General features: G+C 31.1%; 22 protein-coding genes. 6 read left to right on the forward strand and 16 right to left on the reverse strand.

The features are described from left to right. Positions 1–189 precede the first annotated feature (189 nt). The 8 genes from ACFQ1U_RS08350 to ACFQ1U_RS08385 are packed head-to-tail and all read right to left on the reverse strand — an operon-like array spanning position 190 to position 4978. Entirely contained in the window at positions 190–462 is a 273-nt protein-coding gene (locus ACFQ1U_RS08350) for a hypothetical protein (RefSeq protein ID WP_386107237.1), read from the reverse strand. Between the two features lie 4 nt (positions 463–466). Next, on the reverse strand, positions 467–742 hold the full coding sequence (locus ACFQ1U_RS08355; protein WP_386107239.1) for an ATP-dependent Clp protease adaptor ClpS: 276 nt from the start codon (positions 740–742) through the stop codon (positions 467–469). Positions 743–749: 7 nt separating this feature from the next. Further along, positions 750–1583, reverse strand: a complete 834-nt coding sequence (gene prmA / locus ACFQ1U_RS08360; RefSeq protein WP_386107241.1) for a 50S ribosomal protein L11 methyltransferase — start codon at positions 1581–1583, stop codon at positions 750–752. Next, positions 1584–2345, reverse strand: coding sequence for a triose-phosphate isomerase (gene tpiA, locus ACFQ1U_RS08365; protein WP_386107243.1), 762 nt, complete (start codon positions 2343–2345; stop codon positions 1584–1586). Positions 2346–2347: 2 nt separating this feature from the next. After that, a complete protein-coding gene (locus ACFQ1U_RS08370; RefSeq protein ID WP_386107244.1) occupies positions 2348–2860 on the reverse strand; it encodes a TlpA family protein disulfide reductase in 513 nt (170 codons plus the stop codon). 15 nt (positions 2861–2875) lie between these two features. Then, positions 2876–3367, reverse strand: a complete 492-nt coding sequence (locus ACFQ1U_RS08375) for a TlpA family protein disulfide reductase (RefSeq protein ID WP_386107246.1) — start codon at positions 3365–3367, stop codon at positions 2876–2878. 35 nt (positions 3368–3402) lie between these two features. Then, positions 3403–3888: a TlpA family protein disulfide reductase gene (locus ACFQ1U_RS08380; RefSeq protein ID WP_386107248.1), complete on the reverse strand. Its 486-nt coding sequence runs from the start codon at positions 3886–3888 to the stop codon at positions 3403–3405. Between the two features lie 16 nt (positions 3889–3904). Next, positions 3905–4978 (reverse strand): ABC transporter permease, encoded by a 1074-nt coding sequence (locus tag ACFQ1U_RS08385; RefSeq protein WP_386107250.1) that lies wholly within the window; start codon positions 4976–4978, stop codon positions 3905–3907. 61 nt (positions 4979–5039) lie between these two features. Here ACFQ1U_RS08385 and pyrF point away from each other — a divergent pair, with 61 nt between their 5' ends. Continuing rightward, entirely contained in the window at positions 5040–5852 is an 813-nt protein-coding gene (gene pyrF, locus ACFQ1U_RS08390; RefSeq protein ID WP_386107252.1) for an orotidine-5'-phosphate decarboxylase, read from the forward strand. Positions 5853–6106: 254 nt separating this feature from the next. Here the strand turns inward: pyrF and ACFQ1U_RS08395 are convergent, their stop codons facing one another. Both ACFQ1U_RS08395 and ACFQ1U_RS08400 read right to left on the reverse strand, forming a co-directional pair. Then, entirely contained in the window at positions 6107–7597 is a 1491-nt protein-coding gene (locus ACFQ1U_RS08395; RefSeq protein ID WP_386107254.1) for a RagB/SusD family nutrient uptake outer membrane protein, read from the reverse strand. An 11-nt stretch (positions 7598–7608) separates the two neighbouring features. Then, the gene (locus ACFQ1U_RS08400) at positions 7609–10830 is read right to left on the reverse strand and encodes a SusC/RagA family TonB-linked outer membrane protein (protein ID WP_386107256.1); all 3222 of its coding nucleotides are present in this window, start codon (positions 10828–10830) and stop codon (positions 7609–7611) included. A 237-nt stretch (positions 10831–11067) separates the two neighbouring features. Between ACFQ1U_RS08400 and ACFQ1U_RS08405 the strand changes: the two genes are divergently transcribed. Together ACFQ1U_RS08405 and ACFQ1U_RS08410 are read left to right on the forward strand one after the other, a co-directional pair. Next, a complete protein-coding gene (locus ACFQ1U_RS08405) occupies positions 11068–11841 on the forward strand; it encodes a LytR/AlgR family response regulator transcription factor (protein WP_386107258.1) in 774 nt (257 codons plus the stop codon). Positions 11842–11877: 36 nt separating this feature from the next. Further along, a complete protein-coding gene (locus ACFQ1U_RS08410) occupies positions 11878–12669 on the forward strand; it encodes an ABC transporter substrate-binding protein (RefSeq protein ID WP_386107260.1) in 792 nt (263 codons plus the stop codon). On the opposite strand, the gene ACFQ1U_RS08415 is transcribed toward ACFQ1U_RS08410, so the two are convergent. From ACFQ1U_RS08415 to ACFQ1U_RS08425, 3 genes are all read right to left on the reverse strand, one after another. Next, positions 12649–12834 carry a Lacal_2735 family protein gene (locus ACFQ1U_RS08415; RefSeq protein ID WP_386107262.1) on the reverse strand — a complete coding sequence of 62 codons (186 nt, stop codon included), beginning with the start codon at positions 12832–12834 and terminating at the stop codon, positions 12649–12651. The two genes, ACFQ1U_RS08410 and ACFQ1U_RS08415, sit on opposite strands and share 21 nt — an antisense overlap. Positions 12835–12904: 70 nt before the next feature. Beyond that, positions 12905–13609 carry a DUF4197 domain-containing protein gene (locus ACFQ1U_RS08420; protein ID WP_386107264.1) on the reverse strand — a complete coding sequence of 235 codons (705 nt, stop codon included), beginning with the start codon at positions 13607–13609 and terminating at the stop codon, positions 12905–12907. A gap of 8 nt (positions 13610–13617) precedes the next feature. Beyond that, positions 13618–13782, reverse strand: a complete 165-nt coding sequence (locus ACFQ1U_RS08425; RefSeq protein ID WP_386107266.1) for a DUF5522 domain-containing protein — start codon at positions 13780–13782, stop codon at positions 13618–13620. Between the two features lie 257 nt (positions 13783–14039). On the opposite strand from ACFQ1U_RS08425, the gene ACFQ1U_RS08430 reads away from it, so the two are divergent. After that, the gene (locus tag ACFQ1U_RS08430) at positions 14040–15125 is read left to right on the forward strand and encodes a hypothetical protein (protein ID WP_386107268.1); all 1086 of its coding nucleotides are present in this window, start codon (positions 14040–14042) and stop codon (positions 15123–15125) included. An 89-nt stretch (positions 15126–15214) separates the two neighbouring features. Here ACFQ1U_RS08430 and ACFQ1U_RS08435 read toward each other — a convergent pair whose 3' ends face one another. From ACFQ1U_RS08435 to hutH, 3 genes are read right to left on the reverse strand one after another with little or no spacing between them, the layout of a single operon-like run. Then, the gene (locus ACFQ1U_RS08435; RefSeq protein ID WP_386107270.1) at positions 15215–15751 is read right to left on the reverse strand and encodes a DUF4136 domain-containing protein; all 537 of its coding nucleotides are present in this window, start codon (positions 15749–15751) and stop codon (positions 15215–15217) included. Between the two features lie 13 nt (positions 15752–15764). Next, the gene (locus tag ACFQ1U_RS08440; RefSeq protein WP_386107272.1) at positions 15765–17759 is read right to left on the reverse strand and encodes a urocanate hydratase; all 1995 of its coding nucleotides are present in this window, start codon (positions 17757–17759) and stop codon (positions 15765–15767) included. 14 nt (positions 17760–17773) lie between these two features. After that, positions 17774–19264: a histidine ammonia-lyase gene (gene hutH, locus ACFQ1U_RS08445; protein WP_386107274.1), complete on the reverse strand. Its 1491-nt coding sequence runs from the start codon at positions 19262–19264 to the stop codon at positions 17774–17776. A 77-nt stretch (positions 19265–19341) separates the two neighbouring features. On the opposite strand from hutH, the gene ACFQ1U_RS08450 reads away from it, so the two are divergent. Together ACFQ1U_RS08450 and ACFQ1U_RS08455 are read left to right on the forward strand one after the other, a co-directional pair. Continuing rightward, entirely contained in the window at positions 19342–20235 is an 894-nt protein-coding gene (locus ACFQ1U_RS08450; RefSeq protein WP_386107276.1) for a LysR family transcriptional regulator, read from the forward strand. A gap of 18 nt (positions 20236–20253) precedes the next feature. Continuing rightward, positions 20254–20577, forward strand: coding sequence for a hypothetical protein (locus ACFQ1U_RS08455; RefSeq protein WP_386107277.1), 324 nt, complete (start codon positions 20254–20256; stop codon positions 20575–20577). The last annotated feature ends 59 nt before the right edge of the window (positions 20578–20636 follow it).

The following is a 20636-nucleotide window of genomic DNA, read 5'->3' on the forward strand; positions in this document are numbered from 1 at the left end:
TGTTTTGTCTTTTTAAAAAGCTTCTTTGTTCAGAATATGTATTATCTAAGACACTTACTTAAAGAAGCTTGCCTTGGGGATTATGTATTTTAATGAACGTCTTTTTTAATGTATTACACTATTATGACACCATATTTTTTAATTGGTCACATAAAAAGTAAAAAACTTTCAAAAAAACGTTTTAAAAATTTAATATAAGTACTTTCTTAAAACAACCCTATGTTCAGATTTAGATTTATCATACTTATTTACAAGTGTTTCTAAAATTTCTGGTGAAGATTTACCAATTTCATTTTTTGAAGAAAACTTTGATACATATAGGTTATAGTTTTCATTTTCTTGCTCAAAAATTAAAAAATGTTCACTATTAAGCTCTGTGTACGCTATATTATTTCCTGAAAAAGTTCCAGATTCATCTTTAAAAAAATCAGAAAACTCATAATATCTTAAAACATTTTCCATTTAATTATTGAATTTCTGCTGATAATCCTAAATCTAACAACATAGAACATCGAGGTTCTAAATCTTTATAAGATCCTGTTTTTACAGTACATTTACCCTTATAATGTACTAAAATTGTACATTGCTCTGCTTGCTCTAAGGTATGTTCACACACACTTATTAAACTATCAATTACAAAATCGAAAGTATTAACGTCATCATTATACAAAATGATTTCATGTTCTTTTTCTTCTTGTAAAAGAACATCTAATTCTTCTTGAATTTTTTCAATTGTACTCATCTTCATCTTATTTAACATATTTAACAGCAACCCAGTTATTACGTTCAATAACTTTATGTTGTGTTAAATTATATTTACTTACTTCTTCATCTATAATAGGAATATCTTCCTTATAAAAACCACTTAATAGAAGAACCCCGTTGTTATTTAAACAATTGGTATATGTTTGCATATCATGCAATAAAATATTTCTGTTAATATTTGCAATAATAACATCATATTTTTTTTCTGATAATAAAGCTGCGTCTCCTTCATAAACGCTTATTTGATTGCATTTATTACGTTGAACATTTTCTAATGAATTGATATAACACCAATTATCTATATCAATAGCGTCTATTGGCTGAGCACCTTTCATTTCAGCAAAAATTGCTAAAATACCTGTTCCGCAACCCATATCTAATGTTTTTTTACCTTCTAAATCTAAATCGATTAAATGTTGCAACATCATGTGTGTAGTTTCATGATGACCAGTTCCAAAACTCATTTTTGGCTCTATAACAATGTCATAGGGTAAGTTTGGATTTTCATGAAAGGGTGCTCTTACACTTACAATATTATCTACCTGAATAGGACTAAAATTCTTTTCCCATTCTGCATTCCAATTGGTTTGTTCAACCTCTTTTAATGTAAATTCAATTGTAAACTCAGGTGAGTTTAACACAAAAATATCATCTAAAACAGCTTCACTCCATTCGTTTTTTTGAATATAAGCTGTTACTCCTTCTTCATTTTCTACAAAACTTTCAAAACCAACATTACCTAGTTCTGCTATTAAAATTTCGGTTGCTGGCTCTTTTGGTTGTACTGTAAAATTGTACTCTATGTAAATATTATCCAATTAAATTGCTTTTATTATTGCTGTAAAATCTTTTGCTTTTAATGATGCTCCTCCTATTAAACCTCCATCAACATCTGGTTTAGAAAAAATTTCTTCGGCATTAGCAGGCTTTACACTACCTCCGTATAAAATAGAAACGCTGTTTGCTAATTCTTGATTGTATTGAGTTGCTAGTAATTTTCTGATAAAACTATGCATTTCTTGAGCTTGATCTGCACTCGCCGTTTTACCTGTTCCAATAGCCCATACTGGTTCATAAGCCAACACTATTTTAGTAAAATTTGATGATTTTAAATGAAATAATGCATTTTTAAGCTGAGATTCTACTACTTTAAAATGATTATCTTGCTCTCTATCTTCTAAACTTTCACCAAAACAGAAAATAATTTCTAATTCATTATTCAATGCAGTATTTACTTTTTTAACTAAAATATCATCTGCCTCATTAAAATAAGACCTTCTTTCTGAATGACCTAATATTACAGTTTTTACCTCTAGAGAGGTTAACATTGCTGCAGACACTTCTCCTGTGTAGGCTCCATTTTCAGCAAAATGCATGTTTTGCGCAGCAACCTCAATTAAACTTTCCTCTGTTGTTTTTGTTGCTGCATGTAAGTTTACAAAACTTGGCGCTATAATTACCCTAGTTTCTTCACTTAGCTTTACTGTTTTTAATTCATTTTTTAAATCCTTAATAAGTTCTTCTGTCTCAATAAGGTTATTGTTCATTTTCCAGTTACCTGCAACAATTTTATGTCTCATAGTTAGTTGTTTTCTAAAGCTTGTTTAAGTTGAGTATCAGTAGGATCTGTTATTCCAGAAACCACAATTTCTCCTTTTTTATTGATGACCATGTAGTTTGGAATTTTATCAATTTGAAGACTTTGAGCAAAACTTCCTTTTAATGCACTTGGCAAGAAGTAATGCTCTCCTTTGATATCAAATCGCTCAATTCCTCTTTTCCATTGTGCTACATCTCTATCTATCGACAAAAATACAAATACTGCATCGATATTCTTCTCTTTTAACTTGTTAATATGTGGTAAACCTAGTATGCACTCTTTACACCAAGAGGCACATACTTCTACAAAAACAGTTTTACCTTCGTATTTTTGCATAATTTCTTTAAACTGAATTTCTTCTTCATCTAAAGTCAAAAATTTACCTTTTAATGCGCCTGTTGGTAATTTTTCTCCTTTTGAAGAAGTTCCGCAAGCTGTAAATACGAAAATTGTTAATACTGCTAATATTGATTTTATGATGGTTAGTTTTTTCATGATATATATTTTTGTTTATTGAAGGGCTTTCTCTAATTTAGGATCTTGTGGTTTATGGGCTCTCATTAATGATATATTACCAACTTCATTAATTACCATGTATCTAGGAATTTGATCTAAATTGATAAATTCACCAAAAGCTCCGTCCCATTCAGATTTTAAGAAATAATGATCCCCATTAAAATCAAATCGTTCAATACCTCGTTTCCATCTTGGTAAAGTTCTATCTAACGACAAAAATACAAAGGCTACATCTGGGTATTTTTCTTTTAATTTATTTACGTAGTGTAAACCTAAAATACAGTCTTTACACCAAGAAGCACAAACTTCTAGCATTACTTTTTTTCCTTTATACTTGTTTAACACCTCTTGAAGTGTAATTGGTTGTTCATCTTCTCCAATAAAAGTATCTGCTAATGCTTCACTAGAAAACGGTACTGGTTCTTCTTTTGTATTGATACAGCCTACCAAAACAAAAATGGTTACAATTGCTAATAATTTTCTCATTTTTAAGGGATTTATGTGTTTCGTACTAATGTACATTAATTTTTTAAAGCACCAAGTATTCTTTCATCATCGGCATGAACAGCCTTAAAAACTGCTATTTCCCCAGTTTCATCTATCACAATATACCTTGGAATCCAATCTAAACCTAAAAAACTCCCAAAATCTCCTTTCCAGCCAGACTGCATTAAATAATGCGCTCCTTGAACCTGATATTTTTTAATTCCAAACTTCCATTCATCTATCGTATAATCTAATGATAAAAACAAATAAACTACCTCTGGAAAATCTTGCTGTAATTGTTGAAGCTTTGGCATTCCTTTAATACAATCTCCACACCAAGAAGCCCATACATCAATTACTACTTTTTTTCCTTTGTATTGGTTAATTATTTGTTCAAACCTTATTTTTTTACTGTCTTGAGTAATAAAAGTATCGTTTAATGCCTTTTCTGAAAAAACAACAGGATTTTCTGTTGAACAGCTTGTTAAAGCCATTACCAGATACATAAAAATTTGTTTCATAAAATAAATTGATTGTTTATAATCTTACTCTCGGATCTAACCAAGAATAAAGAATATCTACTAAAATATTAATAACTATAAAAAGACTTGCTATTACTAAAACAGCTCCCATAATAACAGGTAAATCTAGCATATTTAACGAATTTACTATTTCTTTACCTAGACCATTCCAATTAAAAATATATTCAACAAAAACAGCTCCAGCTAACATAGATGCAAACCATCCAGAAACAGCGGTAATAACTGGATTTAAAGAATTCTTTAAAGCGTGTGTTTTAATAATTTGATAGGGCGTTAGTCCTTTTGCTTTTGCCGTCCTTACATAATCTTGAGACAAGGTTTCTAGTAATGAGTTTCTCATTAATTGAATAATGACAGCTAGTGGCCGAATTCCTAAAACCAGGGCTGGTAATAATAAATTTTTCCATTGAATAAAAACTCCCTCTCCAAAATCATCAACCTCATACAAACTTCCAGTCATTTGTAAGCCTGTAAATTCATGAAGCACAAAACCAAAAAACCAAGCAAATAAAATGGCTGAAAAAAAGGAAGGAACACTCATACCAAGCGTACTAAAAACTGCAATTAACTTATCTAAAATAGAGTTTTTAAACAATGCAGAAAAAACACCTAATATAACCCCTAAAACTATAGCTATAGCAATAGCAACAAATGCTAAAATTGCTGTGTTGGGTAAAGTTTCTGATATTACTGAACTTACTTTTTTTCCATTCTTCTGAAAAGACTCTCTTAAATAAGGGGATTTTAATACAACATCAACATTACTTACAGAAACAAGCGAGATAAAGTTATATTTATCAGTAGATAAATGTGTATAATCGTCAATATTCGAACTATGAAAAGAAAGTGGAGATAAATCATTTAAATAGTATAAGTATTGCGTAAATACAGGTTTATCAAATCCATATTTTCTTCTAATATTTTCTAATTGTTCGGAATCTTCTCTTTGTCCTAAAAGCATTCTCGCAGGATCGCCCGGCAAAACGTTAAACAACAAAAAAACAACCGTTACCACTCCAAAAAGTGTTAAAAACCCGTAAAAAAGTTTATTAAGTATAAATTGAAACATTAAAAACAAATATAGTAGAAAGTTTAAAATAATTACCTTTGTTCAACTTTTAACAACAACCATGACAACACAACAATTAATTGATGAAATTCATAGAAAAAAATCATTTCTATGCATAGGACTTGATGTAGATATTAATAAAATACCCAAACGTTTACTTTTAGAAGAAGATCCTATTTTCACTTTTAACAAAGCCATTATTGATGCTACCCATCATCTCTGTGTCGCTTACAAACCAAACACCGCATTTTACGAGGCTTACGGTATAAAAGGCTGGCAATCTTTAGAAAAAACAATTAACTACATTAACCATAAATACCCTGAAATTTATACAATAGCTGACGCAAAAAGAGGTGATATTGGTAACACTTCAACAATGTATGCTAAAGCTTTTTTTGAAGATCTTTCTTTTGATTCTGTTACAGTAGCACCATATATGGGAAAAGATTCTGTAGAACCCTTTTTAGCTTTTGAAGATAAACATACTATTTTATTAGCACTAACTTCAAATCAAGGTGCATTTGATTTTCAGACTCAAAAAATTGATAGTGAGGAAGTTTACAAAACAGTTTTAAAAACCTCAAAAACCTGGAAAAACGCACATAATTTAATGTACGTTGTTGGCGCAACAAAAGCTAAGTACTTTAAAGAAATCAGACAAATTATTCCAGATAACTTTTTATTAGTTCCAGGAGTTGGTGCTCAGGGTGGTAATTTAGAAGAAGTTTGTAAATACGGAATGAATGACTCTATAGGATTATTAATCAATTCATCTCGTGGTATAATTTACGCCTCTAATGAAGATGATTTTGCCGAGGCAGCTGCTAAAAACGCACAACAACTACAAGCGCAAATGCAGACTATTTTAGAATAAAAAAAGTCAAAGCATGAGAATACCTTGACTTAACCTAATTAATTCAAATAGTTAAACCAATGAAGACAAAAGTTTAATGGTTTTAACTACTTCAAAAGTACTAGGACTTTGTGCTCAAGCCATTCAATTTGATTTGTTTTACCTATAATTTGAATTAAGCAAACATTTTTAACATACGAATAAAAAAAGCCGAGATTAAATCTCGGCTTTTTATTAGTATTGGGGGATTATCTCTTGCAATTAATACTGCAAAATTAATTTATGAATGGATTGTTTTGAACTTCCGACTGAGGAATTTCTAACGTTAATCTATCGTCATTATATTCAATCGACTCTCCACTTAAATAGATATGATTTTCACCTCTAGTTAAAGTTTCTTTGTTACGTTTTAAAGCTAAATAACTTTTCCCTTCTCCCCAAAACTCAATTCTAGTTTGTAAATAAATCTCGTCTAATAAATCTTGACCAGATAAAGCATCTACGTAAGCATAATCAGCAGGATCTTCAAATCTTTCAGCTAAAATATCTTTTAAACGATTTTTAGCCTCTGTTTCTAAACCTTCTTTAGCTGCCATTTCTGCAGAAAGCAAATACATTTCATCCACTCTCATGTAGATATAATCAGCTTCTATATTTCTCTGACCTCTAAAAGTCCTATCTTCATGATAAAATTTATTTAAAGGCATTAAATAAGCTGAAGATGTAGCATCGTTATAAAACTGAGTTTTTCTGATATCATTATCTCTAATAGCATCAAACAATCCTTTGTCAATAACTTTTCTATCTCCAAATGATTGGTAACTAAAAGTAAAATAGTCCATTTGACCCCACCAAGAAATTAAATCTAATCCATTATCTATGGTTAAGTCAACTCCCCACATCCAACTCGGGTTTTCTTCTACATTATTAAAACCTCCTACTACATTCTCTCTAGATGTTATAGGATAAGCTCCTGAATTAATAACTTCTTCTGCTAAAGTTCTAGCTTTTAAATTATCCTCTCCTTCACCTCTTGATGCATATACATAAGCTAATAAACCTTTAGCAACATCTTTATTAACTTGATATAATGAGCTTCTAGAATAAGAATCTAACAACACAATTGATTGCTCCAAATCACTAATCATTAACTCATAAACCTCTTGAGTTGTACTTTGAGGTTTTGCATTATCATTACCTTCAATATAAACTGGTAATACTGTTGATGCTGCTGAATATTCATTAATATATAACTGACTTAAGTAAAAATACGCATAAGCCCTTACTGCTTTCGCTTGACCAATAGGTTCTCTATTTACATCTGTGATAACAGCTTCATTTCCGCCTAGTGATTCAATTACTAAATTACACGCATTTATAACTCTGTAATAATATCTCCAAGCAATATAATTAGGGGTATTTATGGTAAAGTCTTCTGTTGCTATTAATTGAGCAACTCTACTGTAACGATTATATGTATTTCTTGCTAAAGCTACATCTCCTGATAATAAATCAGAAATTACATCATAACCTTTTTGACCATAATCTTCATGAGCAGTTGTACCACCTGTTCCTGTTTGGAACATCATTTCATAAATACCTCTAATAGTTCCATCTAATACATCTGGATAAATTTCACCACTAGAAACAACATCATCTACAGAAACGTTTTCTGTAGGAGTTTCTGTTAGCAATTCGTCCCCACAACTTGAAACCGTTAAGGCAAAAGTTGCTAAAACTATTGATTTTATATACTTTTTAATCATTTTCATTTATTTTAAAATTTAGCTCTAACTCCAAAAGTTAAAGTTGTTAAAGGTTGGTAACGATATACGTCAGAAGCACCTGTTTCTGATGTAGTAGGATTAAATCCATCTCTAGCACTTAATAAGAACAAGTTGTCTCCAGAAACCCATAAATCTAAAGACTTAACTCCAGAATTTTCAATAAAATTAGAAGGTATTGTATAACCTATTCTAACATTACTCAATGATAAGTAATCTGTAGAAGTAATAAATCTTGACGATGTAGAGTTCACCTGTACATTTCTATCACTCATTAACCTAGGAACATCTGTAACATCACCTGGTTCTTGCCAGCTGTTTCTAATATCAGTATGCCAGTTATTAGCTCCTATTTGATCATTATCCATTAAACCTGCATACACCCCATCATATGAGTGACCTCCTAAGCTATATCCAAATAAGGTGCTTACTGTAAAATCGTGAATTTTAGCATTAAATCTAAAAGAACCTCTAATTGTTGGAATAATAGATTTATCTAAAAACTTTTGAGTTGCATCACTATAGGTACTAGTAGTGGTTTTACTAATAGCATTACCTGGGTTTAAAGCTTGATATTCATACAAACTTCCTATTCCTTCTCCTTCATCATAGGCTTCGTTTCGATTTGCATCATGATAATATTGAGTCCACAAAGGATTTCCAGTTTGAGGATCAACACCAGCCCACTCTCTCATGTAGAAATCATAAATACCTCTACCTTTAGCTCTACCATAAACACCAGAAATATCCAATACTTTTCTTTCTCCGTTAGCTGGATCAATAGGCATTTCTTTTAATTCGTTGTTAAACATCTCTCCATTTACGCCAAAATCTAACTTAAAATTCTCCTTTTTAACTAAATGAGCTGTTAAATCAAATTCAAATCCAGAGTTAACTAGGTTACCATCATTAACATCCAAAATTGCGTTTCCAGTAGATGGTGATAATCTTGTTTCAAAAATTAAATCTTCTGTATTCTTAATGTAGTAATCAACAGATCCATCAATAATATTATTAAATAAAGTAAACTCTAAACCAGTTTGGAACATCTTTGAAGTTTCCCATGTTAAGTTAGGGTTCTGAACAGCGTTAGGTCTTAAAGAAATTTCACCTCCTAAATTACCCATAGTATACGTATTTTGCCCAGAGTAAATGTCTACCCCTGCTTGGTCTCCTAAAATACCATAACTAGCTTTTAACTTTAAAAAGTTTATAAACTTTACATCATACATAAAGCTTTCTTCAGAAATTACCCATGAAGCCCCTAAAGAACCAAATGTCCCCCACTTATCTGTAAAAAATCTAGAAGAACCATCTCGACGAATAGCACCCGAAAAATAATATTTTCTTAAATAGTTATATGAAACCTGTCCAAAATAACTCTCTAATGCTGTTTTAGTTGAAAAACCAGTTGAAGGTGAAGATGTTACTACATAATTATTAGCATCAGTTAACCCACCTTGTAAATTCACTATCTTATTTTTACTCAACGTACTTACCTCATATTCTGTTTGGTTTGTTTCGTGAGCAACTAAAGCTGAAATATTATGGTCTCCAAAAGTTTTATTATACCTAAAGATATTTAAAAAGTTTTGTGTTAAAGCACTAGCTTTTTCTTGGTATAGAGAACCATCTTGTTGTACAGCAAAACCATAAAAAGGATTTTGAACATTGTTGTAAATATCACTATAGTACTGAGCTCCATATTGAGTTTCGAACTCTAAACCTTCCGCTAAATCAACTTTAAATGAAAAGTTACCATTTAACGAGTGACGCTCAGACCCAATATAGTTAAGAACAGCATTTCCAATAGCATTAGTACCTCCACCAAAGCCTCTATCTCTATAGTCATATTGATTTCCTCCATATTTAGGGTCTTCCACAAAATTCCCATCAGCATCTCTTAAAAATAGTGGATAAATTGAAGGAATATTATCAGCATACCAGAAAATACTACCTGAATCTTCTGATTGACCATTTTGAATACTTTTACCTAAAGTATATCCTATATTAGCTTTAGCTGTTAACCATTCAGCTGGTTTGTGTGATAAATTTAATCTTGAAGCATATCTCTTATATCCTGAGTTAATAGAGTATCCTTTATCATCCAAGTAACCAAAAGAACTAAAATATTTAGTTTTTTCATCACCACCACTCATTTTTATATTTGCCTCTGTTCTTATAGAAGGTTGAAATGCATAATCATTCCAATTTTCTGGTGTATATTTTCTTCTTGCTTGAGGTCTAATCTTTCCAGTTACTGGGTCTATAATCTCTGAAACATCAGAAGATGTAAAATAGTTAAAAGTTCTTGGGATTCCTATTCCCGTGTTACCTGAAAATAAATTTGCGTTAGCATAAGCTACTGGATCTGTAGTAGGATCAATATCTAAACCTCTATTTGCCATTGCTTGCCATGATAATTCAAGATACTCATCTGGTGAACTAATTACATCATATCTTGGTAAAAACTGAAAGTTTACACCTGTTTTTAAATCAACCTCAACAGAAGTAGCGCCTGATTTACCAGCTTTTGTAGTAATCATGATTACACCATTCGCTCCTCTAGAACCATAAATAGCCGTTGCAGATGCATCTTTTAATACTGTAGTAGAAGCAATATCTGATGGATTAATTGAATTTATTGAACCAGAAAAAGGAACACCATCAACTACATATAAAGGATCTCTGTTACCGTTTACTGATCCAAAACCTCTAATACGAATTGTAGCTACAGTTCCTGGCTGTCCAGATGTATTAATCACATTTACACCAGCAACCTCTCCAGCTAATGCTTGAGAAACGTTAGAAACACTTTTTGCTTCTAAATCTTCGGTTTTAACAACTTTAGCTGTACCTGTAAATGACTGTTTAGTTGTAGTTCCATATCCTACTACTACAACTTCATCTAAAACATTTGAATCTTCCTTTAACTCTACATTAATTACATTACTTTCTGTAACAACAACCTCTGTAGTTTGCATTCCTACAAAACTAAATACCAATGTTGCTCCTACTTGTGTTTTAATAGTATACCTACCATCAAAATCAGACTCAACACCTTTGGTGGTTCCTTTAACTATTACACTTACACCTGGTAATGGACCCGCAACGTCAGATACAGTTCCGCTTACCGTTTTTTCTTGTGCATGTACTTTAAGTATAATACCTAAAAAAAACAGCAAATGCATTGCTTTTTTAATACATAAATTCATAAAATTATTTGTTTTTATTGATTAAGAGGTTCTAAATATATTTTCACCTAATTGATATTAACACTACTTTGATGCAAACAACTTGTTTTTTGAAGCAGAAAACTAACTTTAACAGTTAAACAAAAAGCTTGTTAATTATTAGTTATTGGAATGTTAAATAAAACTATGTATATCGCTCAAACCCCCATTCTTTAGTACATTAGCGCACTTTTAATCAACTTTTTTACCCCATAAAAAATGAATATTAAATGCATTATTATTGATGATAATGAAATCGCTAAAAAAAATCTTAAAACAATATTAAATAGCTATGGTTTTATAGAAATCGCTGGAGAATTTTCAAACGGTGTTGAAGCGATAGATTACATCAATTATCTTAAACCAGATGTAGTTTTTTTAGATACAGAAATTAAAAATATTTCAGGATTCGATATAATCGACAAAATATCTGCTACTATAAAACCTTTATTTGTTTTCGTTAGCTCTAATAATGAGTGCGCATCTAAAGCCTTTGATTATTTTGCTTTTGATTTTATTACCAAACCTTTTGAAAAAGAACGTTTGAATAAAACCATTGAAAAGATTCAAGAATATAAACGTAAAGAAGAACTCATTAAGGTTCAATCTAGTTTAGAAGACATTTTATCTATTGTAAAGGGAAATGAAAACTCTGAATGCAAAAAAATTAATATCAAATCTGGAAATAAAATATATTTTCTTGAACCTGATAGTATCAAATATATTACAGCATCAGGTTATTATATTGAAATTTTCACAGAAGATAATAAAAAATTCTTATTACGTGAATCGCTAGCGAGTATCCATTCTAGGATAAATTCAAATAAATTTATTAGAGTTCATAGGTCTACAATTATTAATTCTGATTTTATAGAAGAAATTATATCTTCTAACTATGGTGAAACAGATGTAAAAATTAAAGATACTAAAGCTACTTTTAGAGTAAGTAAAGGTTACAAAAAAGATTTTCAAGAATACATGGGGGTTAAGTAAATCTGTTTAATTGCAATAATCTGCTATTTTTGCAATATGTATACAGATCAGCTAAAAAGAAAATTAATTATTAAAAAACCTATTCAAAGAATTGTTTCATTAGTACCCAGTCAAACAGAACTACTAATTGACTTAGGATTGGAAGAAAAAGTTGTGGGGATAACTAAATTTTGCATTCATCCATACTACCTGAAACAAAATAAAAAAATTGTTGGTGGCACAAAGAATATTAAGATTAATGTTATAAAAAAACTTAATCCTGATATAATTCTATGTAACAAAGAAGAAAATACTGAGGAAATTGTAGCTGAATGTGAAAAAATTGCACCTGTTCATGTTTCCGACATTTACACTTTGGATGATTGTTTGGAGCTTATTCATCAATATGGAAACTTATTTAATTGTAGAACAGAAGCTGATAAAATTACTCAGAAAATAAACTTTAAACTTAACGATTTTAAAACATTCATCCATAACATGCCCAAAAAGAAAGTAGCATATTTTATTTGGAGAAATCCTTGGATGGTTGCTGGAAATAATAATTTTATCAATCATTTATTAACTTTAAATAACTTTGATAATATTTATAATTCAAAAAGTAGATATCCTGAAATTGAGTTAAAAAAAATTAGGCTAGAAGGAGATCCCGACTTTGTATTACTATCTTCTGAGCCTTATCCCTTTAAAGAAGAACATGCTTTTGAAATAGGCAGATTCACACACCATGCTAAAACTATTTTTGTTGATGGTGAAATGTTTTCATGGTATGGATCTAGGTTATTAAAAGCATTTGATTATTTCAAAAAATTACATAACAGAATTATCTAAATACCTGACTCTGTTAATTTTTTCTAAAACTTTCATTGCTTTGTAGGAAGCCAAATCACTTTGAACTTCATCAATATATCTATATTCATTTGAACGCTCTACCAATTTATGGTAGCGCTCCTCTAGATGCTTTCTGTACCTACTTAATTGATTTACACGTGACATACTGTTAAAACTTAAACTTTCATATAAATATAATAAAATATTTAATTGAAAACCAAGTGTTTAACTATAATTAATATTTATCTTGAAGTGCAAAAACTTTTCTTAATAAATCTGTATCTCTTAAACCAACTTTTGTCCTAATACCTTCTTCCTCTACTGCAATCATTGTAAATACTCCATCTAAAGCCTCATTAGTAACATAATCTGTTAGGTCGGGGTTCACTTTAGTTACAAAAGGTATACTATTGTATTTATTTATTAAGTTAGCCCAAATCTTATCTGCTCCTACTTTTGAAAAAGAATTTTTGATTACAGGATTGAACTTATTGTATAACGCCGTAGTAGTTTTACTCTCTAAGTAAGAAGTTGCTGCTCTTTTATCTCCTAATAAAATATTTTTAGCATCTGTAAAGGTAATGTCTTTAACAGCACTCACAAAAATTGGAGTTGCTGTTTTAACTGCATCTTCAGCCGCTCTATTTAAGGCTTTAATACCTTCGTCTGCCAAACTACTTAAACCTATTTTACGCAAACCATCATCTACCACTTTCAATTCTTTAGGTAATAATATTTTAACTAGATTGTTTTTATAAAAACCGTTTTTAGCGGTTAGTTTTGTTACTTGATGCTCAATACCATTATTTAAAGCCTGACGTAAACCTTGGCCTATTTGCTCTTGGGACAAACCTCCTTGAGGTAACTGGTTAACAATTTGTTGCAATTCATTACAACCTACAAAAAGTAATAAAGTTAAAACTACTGTAATTTTTTTCATGATATGTATTATTTTTTAAAGGTATCTGTGTTTTTATCATAACCATATGGACAGTGCTTGCAACCACTTTTACAACAATATCCTCGTCTTAAATGATATTCTTCTTTAAAAACCCTATAACCTTGTTCATTTACATAATATTCGTGGGGTTCTGGTTTTAAGATTTTTTTCATATTACAAATATTAAAAAGATACGCTAAAACTAAAAATTTATATACTGTATCTTTAAAATAACTATACAAAATCGATTCCTTCTCTTTTTTATACCTTAATTAACATCTCTTATACTTTTAATAGTAGCGTTTATTATCTTTTTAAATAATTCAATCTTTAATTTTTTCAAATTTGGATAGTAATCACAAATAGATCTCTGATTACATGGCGAAATCTGAAAAGCCATAAGGAATATGAATAACTAAACTTTTTTAAAATGAGTAAAAACGAAATCATTATTATTGACGATAATTTAAGTGGAGAAGTTATAGGCACTACTAATGTAGGTGTTAGCCCTGCTGCTATGGCTATCACATCTGACTCTAAAAATCTTTATGTAGCAAATAGTAACAATTACTCTATAGACGGTAGTGATACTGTAACACTCGTCGATGCAAAGAACTTCATGCCTTTAGAAACAATAGCCGATGAATCTTTTAATCAACCTTTTGGCCTTACCTTATCAAAAAACGAAAAAAAGTTATACGTACTAAATTCAAACAGCACAACTATTAGTGTAATAAATACAGATACTAATAAAGTTATGAATGTTATTGATGGATTTAACGGTCCTTCTGCAATGGTTATAACTCCTAACGGAAGTACTGGCTATGTTATAAATTACGGAGCTATTTCAACTAGACCTTCTGGTGAAGGAAATACAGTTTCTGTTGTTGACTTAGACAATGAGGTTATTACCAAAAGAATACAACTACATCCATATGGAGTATTCCCTGCTGCTCCAGCCTCTATAGCAATTACTCCAAACGGAGATTCTATTTATGTAGCAAATTATGTTACTGGTAACCCAGACACAGGAACTGTATTACAGATATCTACAAATACAAATGAAATTGTTAATGAAATTAAAGGCTTTTTTGGTCCTTTTTCTATTGAAATTGATGCTAAAGGTAAAAACGCATATATTACAAATTTCGGAAGTAATAATTTTGCTCCTTACGGTACCACAGTTAGTGTTTTAAACCTTGAAAGTAATACGATAAAAGAAATCTCTACAAGTGGTATACAACCTTCTGGATTTGCTATTACTAAAGATGGTAAATACGGTCTTGTATCTAATTATAATACATTATACAGAGATGGAGCACCAAGTTTTACTGGTTTAACAGCAGGCCAAGGAACTGTAAATGTTATTGATTTAGCCACTAACAAACTATATGCTAAAACAATCAATGTAGGACAAGCTCCTGGAGCAATTTCTATCAGCCCTGATGGTACTCATGCTTTTGTATCAAACTATATTGGAAATACAATTAGCGTTATTAAAATATATCAAGACTAATATATTTTAAAAACATGAATTTTTAGAATATTCAATAAAACGCAAGATATACATCTTGCGTTTTATTGTAATTATATTATTATGTCAAATTATTTTTTTGATCCTGGAGGATATTTAGATAGAATTTCTTTCACAAATTCTTTAATTTTTTCTTCTTTTCTTTCTACATCTCTAAGAGATAATGCTCCAGTTCCTATACCTTGCCAAACTAGTTCTTTTTTATTTGCATCTATAACATCAAGGAATAAAGTTCCTTCAGTATATTGGTTTACATTTAATCTATTAGCTCCATTCCACATCCAAGGGTTCCATCCCCAACCATAACCGTACCCCCAGTTATTATCGTTAATATTAACACGCTCTCTAGACTTTGTAAAAATACTTACCAATACATCAGGAGTTGAGGATTTTTGCATTCCTTTGGCAATTAATTCAGCCTCAATAGCTCTCATAATTCTTTTCTTATCTAAATCTGAAATAGGAGCTTTATCGATACCAGGTTTATAAAAAGCAAATGTTTGATATTTATTAAAATTTGCTTTTGTATCATAATCTGTAGCTACTTTAACAGAACTACAAGAAGTAATTAACACCAATAAAATAGGTAAGATTTTTACATACTTCATAATAATAGAGTTTTTAAAAATTGTTAAACAAAGAATCGTCTACTAGGTTAGGCAAAGTAACTTTAAGTTTTTTCTCTGCCTGCATAGCACGTTTAATTGCAAAAACAGCTTCTTCGTTTCGAGCCCAACTTCTTCTTGCGATTCCGTTATTTACATCCCAAAAAAGCATCGATTTTAAACGCTTTGACGCTCCTTTAGAACCATCAAGAAGCATGCCAAATCCTCCGTTAATTACTTCTCCCCAGCCAACTCCACCTCCATTGTGAATTGACACCCAAGTTGCTCCTCTAAAACTATCTCCAATTACGTTATGAATAGCCATGTCTGCGGTAAATCTAGAACCATCATAAATGTTAGAAGTTTCTCTGTAAGGAGAATCGGTTCCAGAAACATCGTGGTGGTCTCTACCTAAAACAACTGGACCAATTTTTCCTTTCTTAATTGCTTTATTAAATGCTTTGGCAATTTTAATTCTCCCTTCTGCATCAGCGTATAAAATTCTTGCTTGAGAACCTACAACCAATTTATTTTCTTGAGCCCCTTTAATCCATTGAATATTATCCGCCATTTGTTGCTGAATTTCTTTTGGAGAATCTTTCATGATTTCCTCTAGAACTTCACATGCAATTTGATCGGTTTTTGCTAAATCTTCTGGTTTTCCTGAAGCACAAACCCAACGGAATGGACCAAACCCATAATCAAAACACATTGGACCCATAATATCTTGAACATAACTCGGATATTTAAATTCCCTTCCTAATGTTGGGTTGTCATTCATTACCTCTGCTCCTGCTCTGCTCGACTCTAATAAAAAGGCGTTTCCGTAATCAAAGAAATAGGTTCCTTTTACTGTATGCTTATTGATAGCTGCTGCTTGTCTACGAAGAGATTCTTGAACTTTTAATTTGAATTCTTCCGGATTATTCGCCATCATATCATTTGCTTCTTCGAATGATAATCCAACCGGATAATAACCTCCTGCCCAAGGATTATGTAAAGAAGTTTGATCTGAACCTAAATCAACATACACATTTGCTTCATCAAACTTTTCCCAAACCTCTACAACATTTCCTAAATAGGCAATGGAAACTACTTCTTTATTTTCTTTGGCTTTTTGAACTCTTTCAACTAAAAGATTTGCATCAGAAATCACTTCATCAACCCATCCTTGAGAATGACGCGTATGAACTGCTTTTTCATTTACTTCCGCACAAACCGTAATACACCCAGCAATATTTCCTGCCTTTGGTTGTGCACCGCTCATTCCTCCTAAACCAGCTGTAACAAATACATTTCCTTTTGGAGATTTACCAATTTTTCTAAATCCGTTTAAAACAGTAATTGTTGTTCCGTGAACAATTCCTTGCGGGCCAATGTACATATAACTTCCCGCTGTCATTTGTCCGTATTGAGTAACACCTAACGCATTGAACTTTTCCCAATCATCTGGTTGAGAATAATTAGGAATCATCATTCCATTGGTAACTACGACTCTCGGAGCATTTTTATTAGATGGAAATAATCCCATTGGGTGACCAGAATACATTACTAACGTTTGCTCATCTGTCATTTCAGATAAGTATTGCATTGTTAATAGATATTGAGCCCAGTTTTGGAAAACTCCACCATTTCCACCGTACGTAATTAATTCATGAGGATGTTGTGCAACTGCATAATCTAAGTTATTCTGAATCATCAGCATAATAGATTTTGCTTGCGTAGATTTTCCTGGATACTCTTCAATTGCTCTCGCCTTCATTTCATAATCAGGACGGAATCGATACATGTATATTCTACCATACTTTTCTAGTTCCTCAGAAAACTCAGGTAATAATTCTTCGTGATGTTTTTTATCGAAATAGCGTAAGGCATTTCTTAAAGCTAATTGCTTTTCTTCTTTAGTAAGTATTTCTTTTCTTTTTGGAGCATGATTAATGGTTGTATCATACTCTTTTTTTGATGGTAAAACACTTGGTATTCCTTGTTTAATCTGTTCTTTAAATGTCATGATTTACTTACTTTTTATGCTACAATAAATACTTTTTCTTTCACTAAACTAATCATTGCATTAATATCATCTTTTAATACGCGATCCTCTTCTAACTTAGCAACTTTACTTCTAATTAATTTGAAATTTTCTTCAATAATTTCTGAAAATGTATTCGGTCTTCTGAATTCCATAGCTTGAGCTGCATACATTAATTCTATGGCTAATATTTTCTCCAAATTACCTAAAATCTGATTGAATTTTCTTCCTGAAATACTTCCCATTGAAACATGATCTTCTTGTCCTAATGAAGTTGGAACGCTATCAGCCGAAGGCGGAAAACAAAGAGACTTGTTCTCTGTTACCAAAGCTGCTGTAGTATATTGAGGAATCATAAATCCAGAATTCAAACCTCCCGCTTCAGTTAACAATCTTGGCAAACCATACTTTCCCTCTAATAATAAATAACATCTTCTATCTGAAATATTACCCAATTCAGCAGCAGCAATAGAAACATAATCTAAAACCATTGCTAAAGGCTGGCCGTGAAAGTTTCCTCCAGATATTGCTTCTGTTTCACTCAATACAATTGGATTATCTGTCACCGAATTCATTTCTATTTCAGCTAACTCATTCAAATGATTGAATGCATTTCTTGATGCTCCATGAACCTGAGGCATACAACGGATAGAATATGGATCCTGCACACGATCACATTCTAAATGATTTTCAACATTTTGAGAATCTTTTAATAACATGCGAATTCGCTCTGCTACCTTTATATTTCCTTCAAAAGGACGAATAGTATGAAGCTCTGCTCTAAACGGTGAAGCGCTTCCTTGAAACCCTTCTAAACTCATTGTTCCAGCAACATCAGCTAAATCTAAAAGATACTCCATCTTCTTTAACCCAATAATTGCATGTGATAAAATGAACTGGGTTCCGTTAATTAATCCTAATCCTTCTTTAGCCATTAAGGTTAAAGGCTCTAAATTATGATTAGCTAAAACTTCTTTTGCAGGTAAAATCTGATCCTCAACCCAAAATTCTCCTTCTCCTAACAATGGTAAAAATAAATGAGATAAAGGAGCTAAATCTCCAGAAGCACCAACTGAACCTTGCTCTGGAACTACCGGTAAAATGTTACTTTCTATGAAATAAATAATACGATTGATCATTTCTAAACGCACACCTGAAAACCCTTGACACAATGCATGTACTTTACAAATCATCATGATTTTGGATAATAACTTATCAATAGGTTCACCCACACCAACAGCATGTGTAATCAATAAATTCTCTTGAAGTTTACTTGTTTCTTCAGGTGTAATTTGTACATCACATAAAGGTCCGAATCCTGTATTTATTCCATAAACCGCAGCATTAGAATTTGCCATGGTTTCAACCTTTTTTCTACACTCATTCACTTTCTTTTTAGCTTCATCAGTAATTTCTGCTTTCAAATTACCATTTGCAATAGCTAAAACTTTATCTACTGTTAGGTGATCTATTCCGTATTTAAACATGTTTCTAGTTCGTTTTATACAAAATTACCTTTATTTTTGATGCTTAATAATATCATTTTTATCAATATTTAATAATTATGAGTTATCAATTAGAATTAAGACATCTGAAATACTTCTTGGCTGTAGCTGAAGAATTACACTTTAGAAAAGCAGCTGATCGATTGTTTATATCTCAACCTGGACTAAGTAGACAGATTAAACAAATGGAAGATGATTTAGGTGTCCAGTTATTTGAACGACATAACAGAAAGGTTGTTTTGACTCCTTCTGGAAGGTATTTGAAGTCTGAACTTACCCGGAACTTGAAAAATTTAGATAACATTATTAATCATGCGAAGCTTATTCATGATGGAAAACAAGGAAAATTAGAGTTTGGTTATGTAGGATCTGCCATGCAAGAAATTATTCCAAACGTTTTAGTAAAATTCAAAGAAAAACACCCTAATGTTCAGTTTGGTTTAACGGAAATGGACAACCAAAAACAAATTGATAATTTATTGCATCAAAAAATAGATATTGGTTTTGTGAGATTAGATACCGTCCCTAGAGGCTTAACTATTCAACCTATTCTTAAAGAGAGCTTTTGTTTGGTGCTACCCAAAAATCATCAAATCAGTTCTCAAAACTTTAAAGGTTTACAAGAATTAAAAAATGAATCTTTCATTCTATTTGATCCTTCTTACAGTCCTTCTTATTATGAAAAAGTGATGCAAATTTTTACAGATAGTGGATTTGCTCCAATTGTTTCACATAATACAATACATGCAGCGTCGATATATAAATTAGTAGAAAACGGTTTTGGATTATCTATTGTACCGAAATCTTTACGATTAGGATATAATATGAATGTTCAATTTATTGAATTGGATAACATCAATCAACATACAACATTGTCGGTAGTTTGGGATGAACATAATCGGAATCCTGTTTTAGAATCACTTATAGAAACCATTAAATCTTTATATATTTGAATAAAAAATGACTAAATTTTGATTTTTATCTCAAAATATATCGTCCCAAAAGGCTATGAAGGACTTACGTTTTATCCTTTTATCTTTTTAAAAAGGAAAGATTTGAAGGAAGATGCTAAGTTAATTAACCACGAAAAGATTCATTTAAAACAACAATTAGAACTTTTTATCGTCTTTTTTTACTTTTTATATTTTTTTGAATGGTGTTTTAAACTCATCATATACAAAAACAAAGACCTAGCTTACAGAAACTTAAGCTTTGAACGCGAAGCATATAGGCATGAAAACAACTTAAATTACCTACAAGAAAGAAAAAAATGGGCATTTATAAAGTATTTATAATCTTTTAAAATTCGGTACATTTTTTAATAAATCCGTAAATTGCAGGTCTTACAAACAAC

The sequence above is a fragment of the Tenacibaculum geojense genome, from assembly GCF_042676005.1.
GTDB classification, from domain to species: domain Bacteria; phylum Bacteroidota; class Bacteroidia; order Flavobacteriales; family Flavobacteriaceae; genus Polaribacter; species Polaribacter geojense.

Excerpts from the sequence above, each read along its gene's own strand:
- ACFQ1U_RS08425 (WP_386107266.1), bottom strand. The coding sequence starts at position 13,782 with ATGAAAAAAATCTTAAAACCAGAACCCCACGAATATTATGTAAATGAA.
- ACFQ1U_RS08435 (WP_386107270.1), bottom strand. The coding sequence starts at position 15,751 with ATGAAGTATGTAAAAATCTTACCTATTTTATTGGTGTTAATTACTTCT.
- ACFQ1U_RS08420 (WP_386107264.1), bottom strand. The coding sequence starts at position 13,609 with ATGAAAAAAATTACAGTAGTTTTAACTTTATTACTTTTTGTAGGTTGT.
- ACFQ1U_RS08395 (WP_386107254.1), bottom strand. The coding sequence starts at position 7,597 with ATGATTAAAAAGTATATAAAATCAATAGTTTTAGCAACTTTTGCCTTA.
- tpiA (WP_386107243.1), bottom strand. The coding sequence starts at position 2,345 with ATGAGACATAAAATTGTTGCAGGTAACTGGAAAATGAACAATAACCTT.
- ACFQ1U_RS08415 (WP_386107262.1), bottom strand. The coding sequence starts at position 12,834 with ATGTCACGTGTAAATCAATTAAGTAGGTACAGAAAGCATCTAGAGGAG.
- ACFQ1U_RS08385 (WP_386107250.1), bottom strand. The coding sequence starts at position 4,978 with ATGTTTCAATTTATACTTAATAAACTTTTTTACGGGTTTTTAACACTT.
- ACFQ1U_RS08400 (WP_386107256.1), bottom strand. The coding sequence starts at position 10,830 with ATGAATTTATGTATTAAAAAAGCAATGCATTTGCTGTTTTTTTTAGGT.
- ACFQ1U_RS08450 (WP_386107276.1), top strand. The coding sequence starts at position 19,342 with ATGAGTTATCAATTAGAATTAAGACATCTGAAATACTTCTTGGCTGTA.
- hutH (WP_386107274.1), bottom strand. The coding sequence starts at position 19,264 with ATGTTTAAATACGGAATAGATCACCTAACAGTAGATAAAGTTTTAGCT.
- ACFQ1U_RS08410 (WP_386107260.1), top strand. The coding sequence starts at position 11,878 with ATGTATACAGATCAGCTAAAAAGAAAATTAATTATTAAAAAACCTATT.
- ACFQ1U_RS08370 (WP_386107244.1), bottom strand. The coding sequence starts at position 2,860 with ATGAAAAAACTAACCATCATAAAATCAATATTAGCAGTATTAACAATT.
- ACFQ1U_RS08380 (WP_386107248.1), bottom strand. The coding sequence starts at position 3,888 with ATGAAACAAATTTTTATGTATCTGGTAATGGCTTTAACAAGCTGTTCA.
- ACFQ1U_RS08440 (WP_386107272.1), bottom strand. The coding sequence starts at position 17,759 with ATGACATTTAAAGAACAGATTAAACAAGGAATACCAAGTGTTTTACCA.
- ACFQ1U_RS08405 (WP_386107258.1), top strand. The coding sequence starts at position 11,068 with ATGAATATTAAATGCATTATTATTGATGATAATGAAATCGCTAAAAAA.
- ACFQ1U_RS08430 (WP_386107268.1), top strand. The coding sequence starts at position 14,040 with ATGAGTAAAAACGAAATCATTATTATTGACGATAATTTAAGTGGAGAA.
- ACFQ1U_RS08350 (WP_386107237.1), bottom strand. The coding sequence starts at position 462 with ATGGAAAATGTTTTAAGATATTATGAGTTTTCTGATTTTTTTAAAGAT.
- ACFQ1U_RS08375 (WP_386107246.1), bottom strand. The coding sequence starts at position 3,367 with ATGAGAAAATTATTAGCAATTGTAACCATTTTTGTTTTGGTAGGCTGT.
- pyrF (WP_386107252.1), top strand. The coding sequence starts at position 5,040 with ATGACAACACAACAATTAATTGATGAAATTCATAGAAAAAAATCATTT.
- ACFQ1U_RS08355 (WP_386107239.1), bottom strand. The coding sequence starts at position 742 with ATGAGTACAATTGAAAAAATTCAAGAAGAATTAGATGTTCTTTTACAA.